Annotated in this window: 18 protein-coding genes; 10 read left to right on the forward strand and 8 right to left on the reverse strand. The window is 68.2% G+C overall.

Annotated elements, in window-relative coordinates; translation table 11 throughout:
- Positions 1-4: 4 nt before the first annotated feature.
- Entirely contained in the window at positions 5-1174 is a 1170-nt protein-coding gene (locus H6717_40175) for a TraB/GumN family protein (GenBank protein ID MCB9583320.1), read from the reverse strand.
- Here H6717_40175 and H6717_40180 point away from each other — a divergent pair.
- Both H6717_40180 and H6717_40185 read left to right on the forward strand, forming a co-directional pair.
- Complete coding sequence (locus tag H6717_40180; GenBank protein MCB9583321.1) at positions 1139-2914, forward strand: pyridoxal phosphate-dependent aminotransferase; 1776 nt, start codon at positions 1139-1141, stop codon at positions 2912-2914. The two genes, H6717_40175 and H6717_40180, sit on opposite strands and share 36 nt — an antisense overlap.
- A 254-nt stretch (positions 2915-3168) precedes the next feature.
- The gene (locus tag H6717_40185) at positions 3169-4974 is read left to right on the forward strand and encodes a choice-of-anchor L domain-containing protein (GenBank protein MCB9583322.1); all 1806 of its coding nucleotides are present in this window, start codon (positions 3169-3171) and stop codon (positions 4972-4974) included.
- A 75-nt stretch (positions 4975-5049) separates the two neighbouring features.
- Here H6717_40185 and H6717_40190 read toward each other — a convergent pair whose 3' ends face one another.
- The gene (locus H6717_40190; protein ID MCB9583323.1) at positions 5050-5874 is read right to left on the reverse strand and encodes a hypothetical protein; all 825 of its coding nucleotides are present in this window, start codon (positions 5872-5874) and stop codon (positions 5050-5052) included.
- A 45-nt stretch (positions 5875-5919) separates the two neighbouring features.
- Here H6717_40190 and H6717_40195 point away from each other — a divergent pair, with 45 nt between their 5' ends.
- Entirely contained in the window at positions 5920-6486 is a 567-nt protein-coding gene (locus tag H6717_40195) for an OmpA family protein (protein MCB9583324.1), read from the forward strand.
- Positions 6487-6507: 21 nt separating this feature from the next.
- A complete protein-coding gene (locus tag H6717_40200; protein ID MCB9583325.1) occupies positions 6508-7353 on the forward strand; it encodes a hypothetical protein in 846 nt (281 codons plus the stop codon).
- 7 nt (positions 7354-7360) lie between these two features.
- Here H6717_40200 and H6717_40205 read toward each other — a convergent pair whose 3' ends face one another.
- Positions 7361-8458: a DUF1624 domain-containing protein gene (locus tag H6717_40205; protein ID MCB9583326.1), complete on the reverse strand. Its 1098-nt coding sequence runs from the start codon at positions 8456-8458 to the stop codon at positions 7361-7363.
- Positions 8459-8538: 80 nt separating this feature from the next.
- Here H6717_40205 and H6717_40210 point away from each other — a divergent pair, with 80 nt between their 5' ends.
- On the forward strand, positions 8539-10065 hold the full coding sequence (locus H6717_40210; protein MCB9583327.1) for a hypothetical protein: 1527 nt from the start codon (positions 8539-8541) through the stop codon (positions 10063-10065).
- A 134-nt stretch (positions 10066-10199) separates the two neighbouring features.
- Here the strand turns inward: H6717_40210 and H6717_40215 are convergent, their stop codons facing one another.
- From H6717_40215 to H6717_40225, 3 genes are all read right to left on the reverse strand, one after another.
- Complete coding sequence (locus tag H6717_40215; protein MCB9583328.1) at positions 10200-11399, reverse strand: hypothetical protein; 1200 nt, start codon at positions 11397-11399, stop codon at positions 10200-10202.
- Positions 11400-12059: 660 nt separating this feature from the next.
- Positions 12060-12446 carry a hypothetical protein gene (locus tag H6717_40220; protein ID MCB9583329.1) on the reverse strand — a complete coding sequence of 129 codons (387 nt, stop codon included), beginning with the start codon at positions 12444-12446 and terminating at the stop codon, positions 12060-12062.
- 495 nt (positions 12447-12941) lie between these two features.
- Positions 12942-13361: a hypothetical protein gene (locus tag H6717_40225; protein ID MCB9583330.1), complete on the reverse strand. Its 420-nt coding sequence runs from the start codon at positions 13359-13361 to the stop codon at positions 12942-12944.
- Between the two features lie 217 nt (positions 13362-13578).
- Here H6717_40225 and H6717_40230 point away from each other — a divergent pair, with 217 nt between their 5' ends.
- A complete protein-coding gene (locus H6717_40230) occupies positions 13579-15276 on the forward strand; it encodes a hypothetical protein (protein ID MCB9583331.1) in 1698 nt (565 codons plus the stop codon).
- A 991-nt stretch (positions 15277-16267) separates the two neighbouring features.
- Here H6717_40230 and H6717_40235 read toward each other — a convergent pair.
- Positions 16268-16702 (reverse strand): hypothetical protein, encoded by a 435-nt coding sequence (locus H6717_40235; GenBank protein MCB9583332.1) that lies wholly within the window; start codon positions 16700-16702, stop codon positions 16268-16270.
- A 35-nt stretch (positions 16703-16737) separates the two neighbouring features.
- Here H6717_40235 and H6717_40240 point away from each other — a divergent pair, with 35 nt between their 5' ends.
- Positions 16738-16908, forward strand: a complete 171-nt coding sequence (locus H6717_40240) for a hypothetical protein (protein MCB9583333.1) — start codon at positions 16738-16740, stop codon at positions 16906-16908.
- A gap of 337 nt (positions 16909-17245) precedes the next feature.
- Here the strand turns inward: H6717_40240 and H6717_40245 are convergent, their stop codons facing one another.
- Positions 17246-17950, reverse strand: a complete 705-nt coding sequence (locus tag H6717_40245; protein ID MCB9583334.1) for a hypothetical protein — start codon at positions 17948-17950, stop codon at positions 17246-17248.
- Between the two features lie 91 nt (positions 17951-18041).
- On the opposite strand from H6717_40245, the gene H6717_40250 reads away from it, so the two are divergent.
- From H6717_40250 to H6717_40260, 3 genes are all read left to right on the forward strand, one after another.
- Positions 18042-19901 (forward strand): hypothetical protein, encoded by a 1860-nt coding sequence (locus tag H6717_40250; GenBank protein MCB9583335.1) that lies wholly within the window; start codon positions 18042-18044, stop codon positions 19899-19901.
- 20 nt (positions 19902-19921) lie between these two features.
- Positions 19922-20371 carry a tRNA (adenosine(37)-N6)-threonylcarbamoyltransferase complex ATPase subunit type 1 TsaE gene (gene tsaE / locus H6717_40255; GenBank protein ID MCB9583336.1) on the forward strand — a complete coding sequence of 150 codons (450 nt, stop codon included), beginning with the start codon at positions 19922-19924 and terminating at the stop codon, positions 20369-20371.
- Positions 20372-20524: 153 nt separating this feature from the next.
- A complete protein-coding gene (locus H6717_40260; GenBank protein ID MCB9583337.1) occupies positions 20525-21280 on the forward strand; it encodes an ABC transporter permease in 756 nt (251 codons plus the stop codon).
- Positions 21281-21343 lie beyond the last annotated feature (63 nt).

Here is a 21343-nt window from a genome sequence, read left to right on the forward strand (position 1 = left end):
CCCGCTAAAGCAGCGAAATCACCCAGCTGGCACCCACCCAGGCCCCCACCGCGGAGCCCAAAGTCGCCATCACCGTGACCAGCAGCACGCGGGTGACGCGGTTCTTGTACACCCCGCGCACGCTGGACACGTCGTCCCCCAAGCGTTCGCAGTCGTCCACCGTTGGTTTGCGCAGCCACGCCTCCACCAACCCCGCGGCCATGCCGGCACCGATGGTGGGATTCAGCGACGTGATGGGCGAGGCGACGAGCGCGACGAGAACCGTCAGGGGTTTGGCGCCGGCGACGATGCTGAACAGCGCGGCAGCCACGGAGTTGGGGATGATCCAGGCCTTGAGCATGTGCGCCAGACCTTCCGTGGAGTGCTCGCGCCAGCCCCAGTAGAACGCCGCCAACACGATCAGCGGGATCACCCACTTGAGGGCGCGGGTGACCTGCGACGGCGGCGGAATGTGGGTGAGGGCGTCGCGATCCAGCGCTTCTCCCCGTCGCGCCAGCATGCCGCGCACGTGGCCGGCGCCCACCACGGCCACCACCTTCTTGCCGGGTGCTTCGTCCACCGACGACATCAGCCACAGGTCGCGCTCGTCGATCAGCGGCACCTTGACCTCCGGCATGGCCTCCGCCAGCTGGTCGAGCATCTCGCCGATGCTGTCGCGGTCCTTCAGCTCTTCGATCTGTTCCTCGGAGATGTCGTTCGCAGCGAAGGGAGCTGCCATCATCACCGAGCTGAGCCGGAGCTTGTTCCAGAACGACAGGTTCGCCCAGGTGCGCTTGAGCGTTGCTTGGATGTCGCGATCCGCCAGCACCAGCTCCGCCCCCACGCCCTTGGCGGCCTCCACCGCGGCCCGGAGCTCCGCCCCCGGCCGCACCCCGAGCTTCTCCCCAATGCGCTTCTGGTACGCCGACAGCGCCAGGCTCGCGAGCAGGAACAGCACCTTCTTTTCACGGATGATCTGGAACACGTCCAGGTTCCGCCAACGGTGCTCGTCCATCAGCACCTCGTGCCGCATGGGATCGAGCTCCACGCACACGGTGTCCGGCTGCACCGTGGCGATCACGTGCTCCACTTCCTCCACGCTGCGCTGGGAGACGTGCGCCGTGCCCACGATCCAGATGTCCCGACCGTCGTCCGAGAGATGGACCACGTGGTCGCTGAAGCTGGGCTCGCTCATGCGTCAGCGCTTGGCGATTGCACCCGTGCTGCAGGTCTTGCCGGTGCACGTCACCGGTACCTCGAAGGTCACGTCCGCGCTGCCGTCGCCATTGAAGTCCGCGATGGCGCGTACCACTCCGGCGGTGGAGCTCTCTTTCACCCACTGATACTGGAAGTACTGCGGCGTCGACATGGCGAAGGTCGCACAAGTGTAAGCCGGCGCGCTCCAGTCGGTAGTGCTGCTCATGTACTTCCGCCCAGAGACGTCGGACAAGCTGCCGGGCACCGCGGGCGCCGTGTCCGGCAAGAGCTCGGACTTGCCTTCCAGGGTTTCCTGCTCCGCGCAGCGCACGATGCCCAGCGCCAACACCTGCGCCGACGTTCGGCCCTCGGCTTCCTTCGCGGTGTTGATGTAGCGCCGCGCTCCGTACATCCCGATGGCCGCAAACACGCCTACGCCCGCGATGGCGAGCACGACGAGCGCCCCCACCACGATCAGGATGATGGCGACGGGGCTCATCTTGGACTTCTCTTGGGGTGCGTTCACGAGCCGGACGGTAGGTGCCTCCCCCCGCGGCGGTCAACGCAGGCTTGCCTTTCCCGAGCGCCGGGACGAGCTTTCCGGGCGGTGTTCTCCCGACGTACCGATCTGCCCTTGGAGGCCAACGCGCTCACCCAGCGCCTCGCCGAGCGCCGCGCCACGGGCGCGCAGGTGCTGGATCTGACCGAGTCGAACCCCACTCGGGTGGGCATTCCGTACCACCCCGACGTCGTGCACGCGCTCGCTCGAGAACAATGCCTCGTCTACGCTCCCGAGCCCTTCGGCCTCGCCGCCGCCCGCGCTGCCGTTGCCGCAGAGCTGTCGTGGCCCGCGTCCCAGCTGCTGCTCACCGCCAGCACCAGTGAGGCCTACGCCTACCTGTTCAAGCTGCTCTGCGATCCCGGCGACCACGTGTTGGTGCCCGCGCCGAGCTACCCGCTGCTCGAGCACCTCGCTCGGCTCGAGAGCGTGGTGATGGACTGCTATCCGCTCGCCTACGACGGCGCTTGGCACATCGACTTGGACGCCGTGCGCCGCGCCACGACCAAGAGCACTCGCGCCATCGTGTTGGTGAGCCCCAACAACCCGACGGGGAACTACCTGCACCAGAGCGAGCTTGCTGCGCTGACGGAGCTCGGTCTGCCGCTCATCGCCGACGAGGTGTTCGCCAGCTATCCGCTGCTGGACGTGCCGACCAAGGCCAGCGTGCTCGCGGCCGAGGGCGCCGTCAGCTTTTCCCTCGGTGGTCTCTCGAAGCTCGCCGCATTGCCGCAGATGAAGCTCGGTTGGATCGCCTGCAATGCTCCGCCGGAGATGTTGTCGCCTTTGTTGGCGCGCCTGGAAATCGTCGCCGATGCGTTCTTGTCCGTCGCAACGCCGGTGCAGCTCGCCGTTGGGGATCTGCTCGCCACCCGCTCCGTCGCCCACGACGCGATCCTGAAACGCACCCGAGCGAATCTGACCACGTTGCGCGACGTGCTTGCCGACACCGCCGCCACGGTGCTGCACGTGGAGGGCGGCTGGTATGCCACGGTGCGCCTGCCCGAAAGCCAGGACGACGAAGCCTGGGCGCTCCGCTTTCTGGAAGAAGACGGCGTGTTGGTGCAGCCCGGATACTTCTTCGACTTCGAGAGCGGCGCGTACGCCGTGATCAGCTTGCTCACGCCGGAAGCCACGCTGCGTGACGGCGCCCAGCGCATCGCGCAGCGGGTGGGCTGAATCGGTTTCCGATCCATGTCGGTTCGCCGCGAGCCCGTCCCGGACGGGGTTCGCGCCGCGCCAACACCAAGAAGACGGTAGCGGACGGCGCGGCTCGTCGGCCCTGCGGCGGGGCGCCCGAATAGCCGGCCGGCTGTTCAGTGCGCAGTGTCGACGGCATTGCGTCGCGGCAGCCACAGGGCCATGCTCTCGCTCCGGCGCGGCACTTGCTTGCGAGGGAGCGCCACGCACCGAAGCGTGCCGAGGAGGATGACGTGAATCGTCGCCAACCGACCTGGATCCAAGTACTGGCATTGGTAGCTGGAGGCCTTGCAGCAGCCTGCGGAGCGCGGGATGGCTTCCTGGATCCGAGCGAGGAGTGCGGTGACGCCGGCTGCTTTGGAGGCAGCGCAGGTATCGGTGGCACAAGTGGCGTAGGTGGCACAGGTGGTGTCGGCGGTGTCGGTGGCGGCGGCACAGGTGGCATCGGCGGACTCGGGGGCGCCGGCGGCTTTGGCGGGGGCGGCACTGGAGGCATCGGAGGCTTTGGCGGCGCGGGCGGAAGCGGAGGCTTCGGCGGGGGCGGCAGCGGCGGCATTGGCGGTTTCGGAGGCTTCGGGGGTAGCGGAGGCTTCGGCGGAGGCGGAAGCGGTGGCATTGGCGGTTTCGGAGGTATCGGCGGCTTCGGAGGGGTCGGCGGTTTCGGTGGATCCGGAGGTATCGGCGGCTTCGGAGGTATCGGCGGCTTCGGAGGCATTGGCGGCTTCGGAGGCATTGGCGGCTTCGGCGGAACCGGCGGCTTCGGCGGAACTGGTGGCATCGGCGGAACCGGCGGCATCGGCGGAACCGGTGGCATCGGCGGAACCGGCGGCATCGGTGGAACCGGCGGCATCGGTGGAACCGGCGGCGTGGGCGGCAGCGGTGGAACCGGCGGCGGTTGCAGCGTCGGCGACTGCGACGGTGACGGCTGGACCGTAGCGGACGGCGATTGCTGCGATCAGCCCGGTGGCTGCAGCGTCACTCCGGAGCTCGTGAACCCGGGAGCCATCGAGTACATCGGCAACGCCGTCGACGACGACTGCGACGGCTTCTTCGACGAGATCGATTCCCCCTGCGACAACACCATCGCCTCCAGCAACACGGCGAACCCGCTGGACTACGCCAAGGCGATGGACCTGTGTCAGTTCACACAGGAAGTGGTGCCCCAGAAGAAGGACCAGATCTGGGGCGTGATCTCGGCCAAGCTCACCTTGGCGGACGGCACCGGGCTACCGAACCCCGACGGGCGCTCGGTGCGCACGAAGTTCGGCAACTCGATCTTCCCGCTCAAGGGCCAGCGTTTCGCGGTGTTCTCCACCGGTGCGGCGGCGGCCACGGGGGACACCAACCCTCCGTTTGCCTCGTTCCAGCCGGGCAAGGACAACCAACGCACGAGTCCCGTGCCGCAGGATTGGCTGGCGGCGAACGGCGGCACGCTGCCGAACTCGCCGGGTTGCCCGGATCCGAGCGGCACCCTGGCGAACGACCCGGTGATGCTCACGTTGCGCATCCGCGTGCCGACCAACGCGCGGTCCTTCAGCTTCAATGCGTTCTTCAACTCCGCGGAGTTCCCGGAGTACGTGTGCACGCCGTTCAACGACTTCTTCGTCGCGCTGGTGGATGCAAACGTCAGCACCAACCCGGCGGACAAGAACCTGGCCGTGTACATCGCGCCGAACTTCCAGCGCTATCCCATCGGTGTGAACTTGTCCCACGGCACCAACCTGTTCGCCGTGTGCGATCCAGGCCCCACGGGCTGTGCCGGCGGTCAGCCGGGCAGCGCGCTGTGCAAGGCTGGGCCGTCGCTATTGTCCGGCACCGGCTTCGACACCCAGACCGGCGGCTGCGGCTCGCCGCCGAACTCGAGCGACCTGCTCGGCGGCGGAACCGGCTGGCTCACCACTGCGGGCAACGTCGCCGCCGGAGACATCATGGAGCTCCGCGTCGCGATCTGGGACACCAGTGACCACGTGTTCGACTCGCTGGTGCTGCTCGACAACTGGATCTGGAATCTGAGCCCCGCGCAGCCCGGAACGCGCTGATTCCGCGGCGGACCGACAAAAAAGAAAAAGCCCCGCGAGAGACTTCGCGGGGCTCTTCTTTCGGGAAGCGGGCGCTCAGGCGCGACGCCGACGACGGAGCAACAGCAGAAGCCCCGCGAGAGCGGCGGGAGCCAGCGGCGTGGAAGGCGTGCTCGGCAGATCCTGCGTGCGGCAGCCACAACCACCGGGCTTGTCCTTGATCTCTTGCGGCGGGTCGTCGGACGCGGCCGGCGTGGGCTCCGCCTCGGCGGGCTCGCTGCCCTCGGCAGGCTCGCTGCCCTCGGCGGGCTCGCTGCCCTCGGCGGGCTCGGTGGAGCCGTCGTCCTTCTTTTCTTCGGCCTTCTTGTCGTCGTCCTTCTTCTTCTTCGCGCCCTTGTCGGCGAAGACCATGGTCCGGCGATCGATGACCTCGTTCTCGCCCTCGAACTTGAGGGTAGTGGGGGTGCCGATGAGCTGGCCGTTGCGGCCATCCCGGATCGTCACCTTGTACTCGCCGGCCTCGTAGCCGTGAGCGCGGGTCACCTTGAAGGAGAACTTGGTGCGCGGCTCGATCTTGCCGCTGCCGGGATCCAAGAAGCCGATGTCCACGCCCTCGATCATCGCCTGCCGCCCGGTGAGGGGCACGCGGCGCTCGAGCAGCTTGTCGCCGTCGACCATCGAACGCTCGTAGTAGGCGATGGGCTCGAACTCGAACTTCACGGGTACGTGCGGGACGTTCGGCGCCCGGGGCATGAAGATCTTCACCTCCAGCCGCCAGCCACCGTGGTCGGAGCGCTCCTTGACCGTGGTCTTGCTCCACTGAATGCGTCCAGCGGCCAGCGCCGCGGTCGTCATCAGCAACACCAACAAGAAGCTGACGAAGGCCAGGGGCCGTGCCGCGCTTCGACTATGCGTCCACATCTCGCACCTCCAAGGCCGGGAAAGCTACCATGCGCACCCGTGCCCGTGGCAACGCTCCGAAAACTCACGCCGCTCTTGCTCGCGCTCGCGTGGGCGTGCAGCCCGGAGCCGCGCATGGCGCCGAGTACGGTCACCGCGGAAAATGTCGACGCGCTGAAAACTCCAGTGGCGACGCCCCAGGGAGCGCCGCCGTCGCCGCCGCCGGCGGTGGATGCGGGGGCTCCCTGCAGCGACGCGTTCGAGCCCGGGCAGCTCGCGCGGCTGAGCTGCGACGGCGGGCGCATCTTGGTGGCGCGCGCCATCGTCGTGCATCCGCGGCGCTCGCTACCGCCGCCGAAGGTACGCGAGGTGCTCGCGGCGGTGGCGGAGCTGATGCGCGCGCATCCCGAGCTCTTGATGCTGCGCGTGGAGGTGTTCGGCTCAGGGCCAGCGAAGGACGCAGAAGCGGAGCGCCGCGCCTTGGCGGACACGCAAGCCCGCGCGGATGCCGTGTTCCGCTACTTGTGGCGGCGAGAGAAGATCTCCGCCGAACGCCTGGAGCCCGTGGGTCGCGGCAACGTGGCGTCCCCGACGGGGAACGCCGTGGTGCTTCGAGTGGTGCAGCGAAGGTGATCTCGGGTACCCTGGCGATTCATGCGACGAGTCCTCGCCCTGGGTGCTGGGCTGCTCGCCGCGCTCGGGCTCGGTGTGCCCGCGGCGCATGCCGAGCAACCCCGAGACTATTTCCTGGATGCGCCCACGGCGGGCACCTTCGCGCACTTGGACGCCTACACCATCGGCGCCCAGGCATCGCTCGAGAACCGCGCGGACCTCGAACCCGGCATGAGCATGCTGCACACGCGGCTCAGCGGCATCGCGAGCTATCCGTATGCGGACGGCAGCCTGAACATGGACGCGCGGCTGTTCCTGTTCACCCTCGGCGGCAGTCTCGGCTACCGCTACACCTATCGCGACCACACCTTCAAACCGGGAGAAGATCGCTCCCGGGACGCGCGCAACGACCGCGAAAAGGCCGGGGACTACGGCACCCAGGGTTTCCCCTACTACGAAGGCCGGCTGCGCTTGGTGATCCCGCTGGGCCCGCTGTTCCTGCTGAACAACGGGACGCTGCGCTACGAAGATCGCAACGACAACTCCTTCGATTGGTTCACCGCGACCGTGCACGACAGCGGCAACGTGTTTCGCTACGACGCCACGCTGTTCTTCCGGCACCGCGACTTTGGCGCCATCGGGCCGGCGTTTCGTTACATGGACATGCCACGCACGGACTCCAAAGGGCAGCAGGAGCGGGTGGGAGAGGTGTCCGTGGGGCTCGTGTACGGAACGCGCCCGGGGCTCATCAAGCCGCGCGGCGGCAACACCGACTTGTTCCTGCTGCAGACGTTGTTCCGTCCGGGGGACGCGGACTATGGGCTGCACGGCTACCACCTGCCGATGTACTTCTTGGCGGTGTACCGCGCGACGCTGCGGCTCGACTGAGCGCGACTCAGCGTTCCGCGGCGCGCAGGCCGAAGAGCAGCCGCTGGGGGCGACGCTCCAGGACGAAGGCGACGGCCACGGCGAGAGCGAACAGCGCCGCGATGGTGACCCAGGTCCACGCGGCGGAGGGCGGCGTGACGCCCGCGACGTCGAGCACCCCGAGGACCCCCAAGTGCATCACGTACACGGCGAGCGCATGGCGACCGACGAGCAGCACGGGGCCGAAGCCGCGGGCGGCAAACGCGCGCTTGGGTGCAAACAGGGCGACGGCCAAGCTCGCCGAAAGGGGCAGCAGCAGACCCGCGACGCCCACCACGGAGTGATTCCAGAACACCACGGCAGAGTGCGGCGCGCGGGCGAGCAGCTCCGGATCCCACAGCGCCGTCACGGCGAGCTGGCCGCCAAGATCCGCGTAGCGCGAAACGACGTTCTGCGTCCATGCGGCGTGGCTGAACACGGCGAAGGCGCACAGCGGCGCCGTGAGGGCGATGACCCAGCCGAGGGCGCGCTTGCCGCGCCGCTGCACGAGCCGCGCGAGGAGCGCGCCAAAGGCCGTGAAGGCGATCAGCGGAACGGCGCCTCCGGGGCCGCCGTTCAGGCCGCTCACCGTGCGCGCCGTCGCTTCCAGATAGGACCCGACGCCCACGGTGGCGATGCCCAGGGCGGCCAGGGCCCAGTTGGGCTTCGGCGACGCGAGCATGAGGCCCGTGAGCACGATGGCAACGGCGATGGCCGACAGGATCCCGGACGACGCGAGCAAGTCCGGTAAGTCGACGCCGAACTGCGCCACGAACAACAGCACGCTCAGGGCGTAAAGACCCAGGGCCCGCAGCGCGAGCTTCCGCAGCCACACGGCCGTGCTCTTCGCCTTGCGCTTGGAGAGCACCAAGGAGATGCCCGCCACGAACAGGAAGGTCGCGGCCACGTAGGGCTCGGCCCACATGAAGAGCTCGAGCAACGCCTCCAGCGCGCCGCCGCTGGACCGCGATCGCGGCGCCTGCAATCGGAAGGCGTGCACCACGAACATCATCACCACCGCCAGGCAGCGAAACGCGTCCAAGCCGGGCTCGGAGCGCGTGTTCTTGGCCGAGTGCGCGGCGGTCATGGGTCGGGGTACACTACGCCGTGGAGCAGGTGATGGCGACCAGACGCACGACCACGATTGGGCTTTTGCTTTTGTCGTGGATGGCACTGCCTGCGTGCGGCTCGGAGAGCTCCGAGGCGCAGGGCAACGCGGGCGCCGGAGGCAATGCGGGAACTGCCGGTATCAACGGCATCGACGGCGGACAGTGGGGTGGCAACGGCGGCACCGCGGGCGGCGGAGGCAGCGGAGGCCTCGCGCCACTGCCGTGCGATCCCGGCTTCTCCTTCTCCGAGGATCCCGCCACGGTCGGCAAGAGCTTCACCGCGAGCTACAGCAACGACACGGGCTTTACCTACGTCGACCTGGAAGTGAGCGGTCCCGGAGCTCCGACGGCGAGCTGGATCGGCGTCACGGGACAAGGTCCGTACACCTGGAGCTACGGCATCAGTGGCCACGATGCGGGCGTGCTGAGCTTCTCGTTCGTGAAAGACAAGAACGGCGGCAATCCCGGAACCGCTGTCGCTTCCTGTCAGATCTACGCCGTCGGCGGCGGCGGTACGGGAGGCACGGGGGGTGGCGGAACCGGTGGCACGAGCGGCAGCGGCGGCACCACCGGCGGCCCTCCGCCGGTGAACCGCTACGGCATGGGTTACGTGAGTGAAGGCAACGCCGCGGATCACGATCTCACCGCCAAGCTCGTGGGCCCTGGCGGCTACGTCACGGTGATCTTCGCGGACATCAAGCCCGGCCGCAGCAACGCGGAAGCGAGCTGGAAGCAGTCCATCGCGGAAGCCTACGCTCGCGACCTTATCCCAGTGATCCGCATGGCGCCGCCCTGGGGGGATCGCAACGTGCGCGCCATGGGCGAGTCCCCGACGAGCTACAAAGGTCTGGCGCAGGTCTACAAGAACGTGATCGCGGACCTGCCGAAGCGCGATCAGTGGCCCATGTACGTGGAGGTCCACAACGAAGCGAACCTCTGTTACGAGTGGGCTTGCACCGGCGGCTCCCTGAGCGACAAGACCATGGCGAAGGAGTACGCCAGCCTGCTGCGGGACGCCGCGGACGCGCTGCACTCCCTGGGGGACTCCCGCATCAAGGTGCTGAACGGCGCGCTGGCTCCTGGCGGCGTCACGTCGTGTGACTGCGCCACGCAAAATGGCGCTCCCGGTACCCTGGCGGCCACGTTCCTCGGCTACATGAACGACGGCGTTCCGGGAGTGTTCGACAAGATCGACGCCTTCGCCTCCCACTCGTATCCCGCGAAGGGAGAAGGCTGGGGCTTCTTCGCGCCCTACGCCGAGAGCGGCCCGGGCCTCACGTACTTCGAGAAGGAGCTCGCGGCCATCGGCAAGCCGAGCATGAAGGTGCTGATCACCGAGACGGGCTGGACGATCCAACACGAGTCCTACAGCTGGAGTCGGGATCAGGTGGCAGACTTCACCGTGGATGCGCTGAAGAACGTGTGGCTCACGCACCCGAACATCCTCGGCATCACGCCGTTCATCCTGCGAGACAGCGCGTGGGACAAGTTTGCCTGGACGCAGCTGAACGGAACGCCGTACCCCGTGTACACCAAGGTCCGCGCCTACCGCTGCGCGCAACCCGGCGCCCAGAACTGCAACTGACGCGAGCAAAAGAAAACCACCAAGCCGCCAAGAGCGCCAAGAGCGCCAAGAGCGCCAAGAGAGAGCCAAGGTACTGGGCGCGCGCAGGGAGGCTCGAAACGACGCTTGCGACGTGATCGTGAACCGCGTCGAGATCACAGACCCGTCTCTCTTTGGCACGCCTCACACATTCGGGTGCGCGAGCAGGATGACGGCCGGCGCACAAACGTGACTCTCGCCTGGGCATGGGTTTTCTGGTCCGGCGCGGTAAAGGGCCGAGGCGTTCCACATGTTCGGAACAGGAGGAGACATTCGCTGGTGAAGGCCGCCGCGCTCAGCCCGGCGTGAGTCTGAGCAGGGCCTCGCGGATCAGCTGGTCCAAAGGCAAGCGTTCGGCCTCTGTGCCGAGTGCCACAACCACCTTGCAGCACTCGGCCCTCCAGCAGCCGACCGTTACGCGCTTCGCCACCGCCACCCTTGCCGAGCGGGTCGACGTGGTCGTACTGAAGGAACGCGCGCGCCGTACAGCGAACGCCCGACGGAGACACGTAGCTGCACTGGGCTCCATCGCGGTCGTAGACCTCGCGCTTGTCCGCACGACTTGGCCTTCGGTCCTTGCGACCCCCGGAGCGTCGGGGGCGATCGGTCTTGCCCCACTGCTTGTTCTCGAGCTCGCGAATCAGCGCGTCGAGGGCACGTTCGATGACGACCTCGAGCTTCCGGCTCACGTGGCTCATCAGGTTCTGGGCGTGCTCGAGCTTGGTCTTCAGCTCCGCGCTGCCACTGAAATGCACGTGAAAGCGCTGCTCCGAAAGCGGCTCCACTCGGGAACGCGGCGCACCATCCAGGCCCAAACTACCTTGTTCGGAAGGGCGCGACCCGTCCGACACCGGCTCCACGCGATCCGGAACATCCGGCTTCGGAAACCGGCGGGCGAGCACGATCAGGATTTCGGCTTTGGTCTTGCCGGCCACGTCTTCGAGCAGCTGAGCGTGGTTCTCGGGCGTGAGGCGCTTGGCGATGAGCGAAAGACCGGTGAGGTGCAAGCGGCCATCGGCGATCATCTCCAGTGCGAGGGGAAAGCTCTTCGCTGCGTGCGCGCCGGAGACGCTGCGATGCGCCTGGCCCTCACTCATCCCGAGGCAGCGCACGCACAGATCGTAGAGCGAGGAGTAGCCGCGTACCAGGTGCAGCCGGCGCTCTTCGATGAGCGCAAGATGCACCAGAAGCCGCGCAACCGCGCGGCGACGCGTGGCGTTCGCCGTGAGCGTACTTTGCCAAAGCGCGTCGTTCGAGAGCGCATCGAGCTCTTGCAGGCCATCGGATTCGTGACGTTCGTGGTTCTGGTTCGACATGAGTCCCCCTTGGGGTCCCATCGACATACCATGCGAAATTTTGGCTCCTTCAGTGCCTCGCTGCTGGGCGTTCAGAGCGCTGAATGCTTCAGAAATCGAAACCGAACCGAAACGCGCTCAGCGCGCGCGGACGTGCGCCCATGCTCCCATCGTGACGCGAGACGCGATGACGAGGCGCGGTGCGCCCGAAATCCTGTCTACTGAATTCGACATCGAATCGCGCTTTTCCTTCTGCTCCTCACGCCGCGTGTATTCCATTCGCTACCGCGCTGGCGAAGGTCCCACGTCTGAACGGCGACAACCTCTTCCCGTCACGAGGCTGGGTCATTTCTTACGAGATCAGCGCCGACCTCTGCCATGTCGATCGCCAAGCACGCCGTCAACCCTTACTCGATTGCGGACTCGACAGTCCTGTGCGCTCTTCCTTCGCAATGGCCGAAACGCGGGGAGAAGCGCATGGAAACCGAAGACTCCTCGCCCACGCATGTCCCTCGCATTCAGGTCCTGGCGTGCTGGGCGCTTTGGCAACGTGGGGCTGTCTTTGGCACTCCTTCGTGACTCTCGCCTGGGCATGGGCTTTCTGGTCCGGCGCGGTAAAGGGCCGAGGCGTTCCACATGTTCGGAGCAGGAGGAGACATTCGCTGGTGAAGGCCGCCGCGCTCAGCCCGGCGTGAGTCTGAGCAGGGCCTCGCGGATCAGCTGGTCCAAAGGCAAGCGTTCGGCCTCTGTGCCGAGTGCCGCGACCACCTTGGAGCACGCTGTCTTCTTGAAGCCCATGGTCACGAGCGCCACGCGGAGCTTGTCGCACTTGTCCGTCGCATTCTGAGCCGCGCCTACTTGCTCCGCCGTTGATCGGGCGCGGCGGATCTTCTCGTCGATGACTTCGCTGCCATAGGCTTGTCGTGCGTGGAGATCGTTATGTGCCGCGCACAGCAGCCGACCGTTGCGCGCTTCGCCACCGCCACCCTTGCCGAGCGGGTCGACGTGGTCGTACTGACGGAAAGCCCGCGCCGTGCATTCGCTGGCGCGCTGGCGCAGGTCTCGCATCTGAAAGAGTTGTTCCGGGTTGTTCGCCAAGCACGCCGTCAACCCTTACTCGATTGCGGACTCGACAGTCCTGTGCGCTCTTCCTTAGCAATGGCCGAAACGCGGGGAGAAGCGCATGGAAACCGAAGACTCCTCGCCCACGCATGTCCCTCGCATTCAGGTCTTGGCGTGCTTGGCGCTTTGGCAACGTGGGGCTGACGAGCAAAGAGAAGACAGGACTGCCAAGTCGCCGAGCGCGCCGAGAGGTCACGGGGCGCGCGCGGGGAGCTCCAAGCGACGCTTGCGACGTGGTGGTGAATCGCGTCGAGCTCACAGACCCATCTCTCTTTCAGGTCTTGGCTTGGCGTCTTGGCGGTTGGCTGTTTCTGCGTAACGGCGAGCGAGCCCGAGTCGCTTCGGCGCCGCACTTGGCGGTTGATCACCGTCGAAGTGCTGAGCGCGTTTCCGCTTCGCGCCAGTGAGGGCGTGCGCGACGGGGCTCGCGCCGCACCAACATCAAGACTTGTCAGGATCGGGAGCGGGCGGTGGCGGTGACGGAATGGTGTCCCGATCCTCTTCCATGACCGGCGGCAACGTATCGAGCTCGAGCTCGAAGGGCGGCTCGGTGGGCGGAAGCGTGTCCGGCGCCAGGCTGGCGGGAATGGGGATCTCGTTGTCCGGTTGCGTCGGCAGCGGCGGCTCGCCCGTGCGGAACGTGTTCGGATACGATGACGACGGCGGGATGAGCGTGGTCTTGCGACTCGACTCCGTCATCGTGGAGATGCGCGCGGGCTCGCGGTTCGATTCCGTCACGGCGGAGGTGCGATCGCCATCGTCGCCGCCGGGCGCTCGCGGACGCTCGGTGATGCCCGAAATGCGCGACGCGTTCGTCCCCGACGAGGAGCGTTTGTCGTGCTGGCTTTCGGGCTCTGCCATGGTCGTGCTCGCGTGGTTCGCTGATGGACGTCCCCCGGGAATCCCCAAACGGCGCCCTCGCGCGGCGGATTCTAACGTTTGTTCAGCGGTTGCAAAGGCGCTCCGAAGCAACGCACATTGTCCAATGAATCCCGACCATTAGCGGTTTGATGTCGGTGCGCCGCGGAATCGTCGCGGCAAAATCGGAGCTTCCGCGCCGCGGGGCTACACTTCGCCCATGAGGCGCGCGGTATATCTGGGGGTTTCGGCTTTGGTGCTCTACGGCGTGGCGACGGGGTGCGGCGCTCGCAGTGGAGACCAGCTGTTCGACGATGGCACCGCGGGCGTCGGGGGCACTGGTCTCGATGGGGGCGTCAGCGGCAGTGGCGGCGGACCGGGCGGAAGTGGCGGCATCGGCGCGTTCGGCGGCGCGGGCGGCATCGGCGCGTTCGGCGGCGCGGGCGGCATCCCCTTCGGCGGAAGTGGCGGCATCGGCGCGTTCGGCGGCGTGGGCGCGTTCGGCGGCGCGGGCGGCGTGGGCGCCTTCGGCGGTGCGGGCGGCGTGGGCGGCGGAGGGAGCTGTTGCGTCGCGACCCAGAGCCCGGGCTGCGCGATCCCCGAGGTTGCCGCCTGCGTCTGCGCCAAGGACAGCTTCTGCTGTCAGCAGTCGTGGGACAATCTGTGCGTCAGTGAAGTGAACAGCTTTGGCTGCGGCAACTGCGGCGGCACCGGCGGCTTCGGCGGTGGCGGCTTCGGCGGTGGCGGCTTCGGCGGTGGCGGCTTCGGCGGTGGCGGCTTCGGCGGTGGCGGCTTCGGCGGTGGCGGCTTCGGCGGTGGCGGCTTCGGCGGTGGCGGCTTCGGCGGTGGCGGCTTCGGCGGTACGGGCGGCGCGGTGATCTGTGGCGGGCAGCTGTGCTCACCGTTCAACCTGCAAGGCATCGTCACTCTGTCGGCGTGCTGTCCGCCCACCAATCCCAACGCCTGCGGTCTGGACGTCACGCCGGTGCAGGGTCTCGCGCCGCTGCCTCCCGGCTGCGTGCAGAAGAACCAACCCGGCTTCTTCGATCCATCGTGCCCGTCGATCGACGTCGCCGGACAAACGCTGCCAGGCTGCTGTAAGCCGAGCGGTATCTGCGGCACGGACTACAGCGTGATTCAGCTGGGCTGCGTGGAAACCTGGCAGTTCGGCGGTCCCCCGCCCACCAAGTGCGGTGGTGGCGGGTCCGGCGGCACCGGCGGCTTCGGCGGCTCGGGCGGCGTTGCGGGCTTCGGCGGCGTCGCGGGCTTCGGCGGCGTCGCGGGCTTCGGCGGCGTCGCGGGCTTCGGTGGCGTCGCGGGCTCGGGTGGCACCGGCGGCTTCACCGGGAGCTGCTGTCAGACGCATCCCTGGGCCGGCTGCGGCGACATCCCCACTGCCCAGTGCGTGTGCCAATCCGATCCGTTCTGTTGCAACAACAACTGGGACGGTATCTGCGTGAACGAGGTCACGAGCTTGAACTGCGGCAGCTGCGGGAGCGGCGGCAGCGGTGGCGTCGCGGGCAGCGGCGGCTTTGGTGGCGTTGCGGGCAGCGGCGGCTTTGGTGGCGTTGCGGGCTTCGGCGGATCGGGCGGCGTCGCGGGCAGCGGCGGCAGCGGCGGCAGCGGCGGCAGCGGCGGCGTTGCGCAGTGCGTGTCGCAGGCCACGAGCGCGTGCGAGAAGTGCTTGTGCACGGACTGCTTCAGCCAGCTCGGGCAGTGCATCGCGGACTTCGGATGTCCGGTGATCTTGCAGTGCGCCGCGAACACCGGGTGCACCGGAGCCAGCTGCTATCAACCCGGGACGTGCAAGGGCGTCATCGACAGCTTCGGCGGGCCGTTCGGCCAATCGACGCAGATGGCTCTGTCCCTGGTGTCGTGCTCCTCGAGCCAGGGCTGTCCCTGCGGCCTCGGCAACTGACGAGCGCTCGCCCGTCAGCGTAGGCGCGCCTTGAAATGGCCGTAGCGCGCAGTCGCGCCCCCTGTCGCGTCGCCGAAATCATTCGGAACCGAACGGTCGCGCCCCAACTCGCGTCGCCAAAATCATTCGGAACCGAACGGTCGCGCCCCCTGTCGCGTCGCCGAAATCATTCGGAACCGAACGGTCGCGCCCCAACTCGCGTCGCCAAAATCATTCGGAACCGAACGGTCTAACGCGCCCGCGCCCCCCCTGTCGCGTCGCCAAAATCGTTCGGAACCGAACGGTGTAGCGCGCGCCGCGCCCTGCGGTCGCGAAACCGTTCGGAACCGAACGGTCGCCCGCGCCCCCCCTGTCGCGCCGCGAAAACCGTTCGGAACCGAACGGTCGCGCGCGCGCGCGCCCCCCCCTGTCGCGCCGCGAAAACCGTTCGGAGCCGAACGGTCGCGCGCGCCCGCCGCGAAAATCGTTCGGAACCGAACGGTCGCGCGCGCCCGCGCCCCCCCTGTCGCGCCGCGAAAACCGTTCGGAACCAAACGGTCGCGCGCGCCCGCGCCCCCCCTGTCGCGCCGCGAAAATCGTTCGGAACCGAACGGTCGCCCTGTCGCGCTCGCCCGCTCTTCCGTGGTTGCCGCAGTCGAGGGTGCGCTCGGCGTTCCTGCCGCCGCGGGGGTGCGCTCGGCGTTCCTGCGGGCGCGAGGTTCCGCATGCAGCGACGAGCTAGTGCGTGAGCCGGGCCCGCGAGGTTCCGCGTTGCAGCGACGAGCTAGTGCGTGAGCCGGGGCCGCGAGGTTCCGCATGCAGCCACGAGCTAGTGCGTGAGCAGGGGGCGCGAGGTTCCGCGTTGCAGCGACGAGCTAGTGCGTGAGCCGGGGCCGCGAGGTTCCGCGTTGCAGCGACGAGCTAGTGCGTGAGCCGGGGCCGCGAGGTTCCGCATGCAGCCACGAGCTAGTGCGTGAGCCGGGGCCGCGAGGTTCCGCGTTGCAGCGACAAGCTAATGCGTGAGCTGCGGCTTCTGGGACGCTTCGATCACCGTCAGGGGCCAAGCGATGCTCGCGCGCTGCCACTCGCCGGTGCCCTCTGGGCGCATGTCGATGCGAACCTCGTACATGCCGAAAACGGCAGGAAAGGGCAGGCCGAGGGTGCGCGTGCGATAGCGCGGCGTGACGGACCGATGGCGGAAGGGATCCGTGTACAGCTCGAGTCCGCTCTCACTCACCACGGCGAAACGAACCTCGAAGGGTTGGTTCAGCTCCTCGGCCGTCAAGGAGAAGTAGGCGTGGATCTCCAGCGGCAGGACACCGCCGGGCGGTGGGGGCGCGTTGGGCGGAACGTTCAGCTGCTCGACCAGGTTGAACAGCGTGACGTTGTTCGACTGTTGATCGAGGGACGAGCCGCTGCACAAGGCGAGTAGGTAGCAACGAGGCATTGCAGAGATTCGTTGGAGCGAAGAGCTGCCGCGAGATGATGGACGGGACGACGATGTCGGGAATGGACGGGACGATGTCGGCGATGGACGGGACGATGTCGGGGATGGACGGGACGATGTCGGGGATGGACGGGACGATGTCGGCGATGGACGGGACGATGTCGGGGATGGACGGGACGATGTCGGCGATGGACGGGACGATGTAGGGGGATGGACGGGACGATGTCGGCGATGGACGGGACGATGTAGGGGGATGGACGGGACGACGATGTAGGGGGATGGACGGGATGATGTTGTTGGTCCGGCGCGAAACCCGTCGCGGCCAGCTCGTCGCGGCATCCATTCAGGGCAAGCTGAGCGCGTGCCCTCATACCTCAAATGGGCGGCGAGGGGCAGTGCGGCGAGGGGCAGCGCGGCGAGGGGCAGCGCGGCGAGGGGCAGTGCGGCGAGGGGCAGTGCGGCGAGAGGCAGCGCGGCGAGGGGCAGCGCGGCGAGGGGCAGTGCGGCGAGAGGCAGCGCGGCGAGGGGCAGCGCGGCGGAGCGTCAGTATCCGAGGTGGGGGCTCGCGGGGGCGAACAACAGGTTCGAGCCGGTCGCCAGCACCACGATGCTGTTCAGCCCCCAGATGAAAGCGACTGCGCCCAGCAACGGCAGGGCGATGGCGACGACTCTCTTTCGGCGCGCGAGGGGTTGCCAATCGCGGGACATCCGCAACAGGCCGCGGGTGGTGTGGAAGAGCGTGGCGGCGAGGCCGAGGACGTAGCCGATCGCCACCAGCGGGATGCCCCAGGCGATCGTGCTCGACAGGGAAGCGCACAGCTCGTCGTATACGGCGTTGGGCGCCAAGGTGCCGAGCGCGAGGCGCAGGCGAAACGCGACGAGATGCCAGACCAGGAACGCCAGCGTGAGCCACGCGGCGCCGCGCAACAAGATGCGGCGCGGGTCGCGGGGGTTCGTTGTGGCGAGCTCCAAGCTGTCGCCCCGCAGCAAGAGCCGCACGCCGTATGCCGCGTGGAACGCGAGGGGCAGCCAGAGCACGACGAGCTCCAAGGCCAGCGGCCATGGCGCCCGCAGGAGACTCGACTCGAAGGCGCTGCGGGACTGGGTGGCGCGCCACATGTCGAACAGGTGCAGCACCAGAAACGCGTTCAGCGGAACGACTCCGGTCAGCGAGAAGAGCCGACGCAGAACGGGGTTGGCGCGTGGCGCGGCTCCACCCCTTGACTCGACCTCGCCCGGGCGTGACATGCTTCGATGGTTGCAGCGCTCAGGCCCGAAGACCCCGCGCGTTCCACGCGGCTCCTACGGGAGCCTCCGGGCTCCGTCAAGGTGGCGCGGCTTGGGCTTCGCTCTGGTTTGGGCGGCGTGGTGCAGCAGCGCGGGCATGGCCTGCGGTGGGGGGCGCGGGGCTGCCGGGGAGCCGCACGCTGCCCTGGCAGAGACCTTGGCGGCGCAGCGGGAGTTCCGGATCCTGCATCGCCGCTGGACCACGGCGAGTGACGCCGACCGTCGGCGGCTGCTGCCCTCGCTGGAGGCGTTCATCGCACGCCATCCCCAGGACGACCGGGCGCGGGTGGCGCGGATCTACTTGGCGTGGGTGCTGATCCAGCGCGGGGAGCTCAGGCGCGCCCGGGCGCTGGTGGCGGAAACCCGCGAAGGCGTAGCGGGGAGCGCGCAGGACTTCGCCGTGGTGGCGGAGGCTGCCATCTTGACGCGTGAAGGAAAGCCGGACGAGGCGTTGGATCGCCTCGCGCCATTGGCCGGCAAGATCGTCGATGCGGACGAGCGCTTCATGTACGGCGAGCAACGCGTGCGCGCCGCCGTGGCTGCGCGTCACATGCACGACGCCGTTCGCTTCATGCTGGAGTGGGTCGCGGGGGCGCCGCCGGAAGACCGTCAAGCGGTGCAGGATCGCGTGCTCGGATTCCTCGACGGCATTCCGGCGCGCGCCGTGGAGGACACCCTGGCGCAGCTCGACGAAGAGAGCGAGCGGTTCGGAGAAGGCTCCACCCAGGCTCCCGCGCGGGACTGGCTGCGCAAGTCGTTGCGCGAGCGGCTGATGCGCTTGGCGATCGAGCAGGGGGATGCGGACTTGGCACGACGCCTGCTCGACTCCGGCGCTCCCGGCGTTCGGCGTGGGGACCGCGGTGCGGAGCTGGCGCGCCTCGCCGCGGCAGGATCCGTCGTGCCTCGAGTGCAGGGACGTCAGGTCGGGCTGGTGCTCAGCACGGGAAGCGCAGCGCTGCGTCGGCGTTCGGCGGACGTCGCCGCGGGCATGGCGCGGGCGCTCGGACTGCCGCAGTCGGCGTCGAATCCCGAAGCCGTGCGTCTGCTCACGAGTGACGACGGCGGCAGCATGGACGGCATTCCATCGGCCCTAGCCCGCCTCGCCGGCGATGGCGCCGCGATCCTCGTCGCGGGACTCGATTCGGAAGGAGCCGAGCGAGCCGCGCGCTATGCGGACGACGCGCAGATTCCGGTGATCGTGCTGGCTCCGCCCTCCACGTCAGCAGCGAAGGGCGACGGATTCGCGTTTCGGATCGGAGCGGGTACGGAGGACGTCATGACGTTGCTTCGTTCGGCCCTCGTAGGTCAGGGACCGGTCGCACAGATCGGCGGCGGCTCCAGCGACGCCGCGTCCTGTGCCGCCACGGCGGCCCTGGCCGGCACCGCGCGCTTTCCGGTCCAGGTCTGGCGCAAGGAGCACGTCGCCTCGCTCGTCTTCGCCGGAGATCCCGGCTGCACCAAAGACGCCCTGCGCGAGGCTCGCGCCATCGGTCTCACGCCCAACGTCGGCCTCGGGCTCGAGTCGGCGCATCTGTATCCGGATCTCGCCAGTGAGCGGCCCACTTGGGTCGCCGCCTGCGGAAGCTTCCCCTTGGGCGCGCATCCCGACTCCGCCCCCACGTCTCCGACGGCGGAGATGTCCAAGTGGGCCTCCGAGCGACATCGCGCCCCGAGCTGGTGGGCGGCCTTGGGGCACGACGCGGCGGCCTTGGGCGGCGTGGCGCTCGCCGATTTCGCGCTGGAGCGGGTCGACGAAGCGAGTGCCGTCGCGGAGCTCCACAAAGCGGCTCGCGCCAAGCTGGCCGGGGTAACGGCGTCGCTGTGGACCACGACGTCACGAGGTTTCGGCGGCGACCGCCGCTTGCCCCGCTCCATCACGGTCGTGGCGGGCGGCGCCGCAGGCAGCAAGTGAGCAACATGTCCGAGCCACCCCTGGTCGTGGACCTCCCCACGCGCCGCGCCACCACGCGGCTGGCTTCCCGGCTCGCCGCCGGGATCGAGGCGGGAGATCTCGTCGTGCTGTCCGGAGAGCTCGGCGCCGGCAAGACCTTCCTGGTTCGCGCCGTTTGTCGTGCGCTGGGACTGTCCGCCCGCGTCCGCGTGACCAGCCCCACGTTCTCTCTCGTGCATGAGTACGCGACGCGACCGCCGATCGCGCACGCCGATCTGTATCGCGTGGAAGTCGAGCGCGAGGTGCGGGACCTGGGCCTCGACGCCCAGCGCGACGACGGCATGGCGTTGCTCGTGGAGTGGGGCGAGCGGTTCGTCGAGGTGCTTGGAGGTGACGCCCTCGTGGTGATGCTGTCGACGGACCCACGCCGGGCGAGCCTCAGTGCCACCGGCGAGCAAAGCCGCAGTCGACTCGCAGCGCTGCGAAAGTAGCGCAGCGCGGGGACTGCGCCTTGCAGGCGCGCATTGCGCTCCGTCAACGAAGTTTTCGGCGTAGCGAGCCAATCCGAGCTAGAACCACGGGCCGTGGCCGAAGCCGGAGCCAGCCAGCCCGACACCCTGGGCGCGCGTGGGATCGTGGACGCGCTGCTCGCGGTCCCGCTGCGCGCCTTCGAGGGATTCGGCCAGCTGCTCCTTCTGACGGGCCGCACCCTGGTGTGGCTGATCCGGCCGCCGTATCGACTGAGCCAGTTCATCGCGATGATGGACTTCGTGGGGGTGCAGTCGGTCTTCATCGTATCGCTGACGGGGATCTTCAGCGGAATGGTGCTGTCGCTTCAGATGGTGCACAGCCTCAAGCAGTTCGGCGCAGAAGGTAGCGTCGGGTCCATCGTGGCCATCTCCCTCGCCCGAGAGATCAGCCCGGTGTTCGCCTGCTTGATGGTCACGGCTCGGGCAGGTAGCGCGATGGCGGCGGAGCTCGGCAACATGCGCGTCACGGAGCAGGTGGACGCGCTGGTGACCATGGGCGTCAGCCCGGTTCAGTACTTGTTGTCGCCGCGGATGCTCGCGTCCGTCCTGATGTGCCCGCTGCTGTGCGTGCTGTACAGCTGCGTCGGGATGCTGGGCGCGTGGATCGTCGCCGTGCAATGGCTGAGCATCGACCCGGGCATCTTCGTTGCCAACATCGAGAAATACCTCGAGCTGGACGACTTCTTGATGGGCGAGATCAAGAGCGCGGTCTTCGGCTTCCTGATCGCCGCCATCTCGTGCCGTCAGGGTTTCTACGCCAGCGGCGGCGCTCGGGGCGTGGGCCAGGCGACCACCCGCGCGGTGGTCCAGAGCGCCGTCGCCATCTTGATCGCGAACTATTTCATCACGAACTGGCTCACGGATCTGTAGCCCCACGTACCTGCGAACTGCGGGGTTCCGCGGCGAACCAACAAAAGAAGCCGGACAACGGCT

The organism is Polyangiaceae bacterium (assembly GCA_020633235.1).
Classification (GTDB): Bacteria; Myxococcota_A; Polyangia; order Polyangiales; family Polyangiaceae; genus JACKEA01.

What these genes read in the sequence shown, in the direction of transcription:
- H6717_40180 (MCB9583321.1), top strand. Translation starts at nt 1,139, where the DNA reads ATGGACCACGTGGTCGCTGAAGCTGGGCTCGCTCATGCGTCAGCGCTT.
- H6717_40175 (MCB9583320.1), bottom strand. Translation starts at nt 1,174, where the DNA reads ATGAGCGAGCCCAGCTTCAGCGACCACGTGGTCCATCTCTCGGACGAC.
- H6717_40190 (MCB9583323.1), bottom strand. Translation starts at nt 5,874, where the DNA reads ATGTGGACGCATAGTCGAAGCGCGGCACGGCCCCTGGCCTTCGTCAGC.
- H6717_40200 (MCB9583325.1), top strand. Translation starts at nt 6,508, where the DNA reads ATGCGACGAGTCCTCGCCCTGGGTGCTGGGCTGCTCGCCGCGCTCGGG.
- H6717_40205 (MCB9583326.1), bottom strand. Translation starts at nt 8,458, where the DNA reads ATGACCGCCGCGCACTCGGCCAAGAACACGCGCTCCGAGCCCGGCTTG.
- H6717_40210 (MCB9583327.1), top strand. Translation starts at nt 8,539, where the DNA reads ATGGCACTGCCTGCGTGCGGCTCGGAGAGCTCCGAGGCGCAGGGCAAC.
- H6717_40215 (MCB9583328.1), bottom strand. Translation starts at nt 11,399, where the DNA reads ATGTCGAACCAGAACCACGAACGTCACGAATCCGATGGCCTGCAAGAG.
- H6717_40220 (MCB9583329.1), bottom strand. Translation starts at nt 12,446, where the DNA reads ATGCGAGACCTGCGCCAGCGCGCCAGCGAATGCACGGCGCGGGCTTTC.
- H6717_40225 (MCB9583330.1), bottom strand. Translation starts at nt 13,361, where the DNA reads ATGGCAGAGCCCGAAAGCCAGCACGACAAACGCTCCTCGTCGGGGACG.
- H6717_40230 (MCB9583331.1), top strand. Translation starts at nt 13,579, where the DNA reads ATGAGGCGCGCGGTATATCTGGGGGTTTCGGCTTTGGTGCTCTACGGC.
- H6717_40235 (MCB9583332.1), bottom strand. Translation starts at nt 16,702, where the DNA reads ATGCCTCGTTGCTACCTACTCGCCTTGTGCAGCGGCTCGTCCCTCGAT.
- H6717_40240 (MCB9583333.1), top strand. Translation starts at nt 16,738, where the DNA reads ATGATGGACGGGACGACGATGTCGGGAATGGACGGGACGATGTCGGCG.
- H6717_40245 (MCB9583334.1), bottom strand. Translation starts at nt 17,950, where the DNA reads ATGTCACGCCCGGGCGAGGTCGAGTCAAGGGGTGGAGCCGCGCCACGC.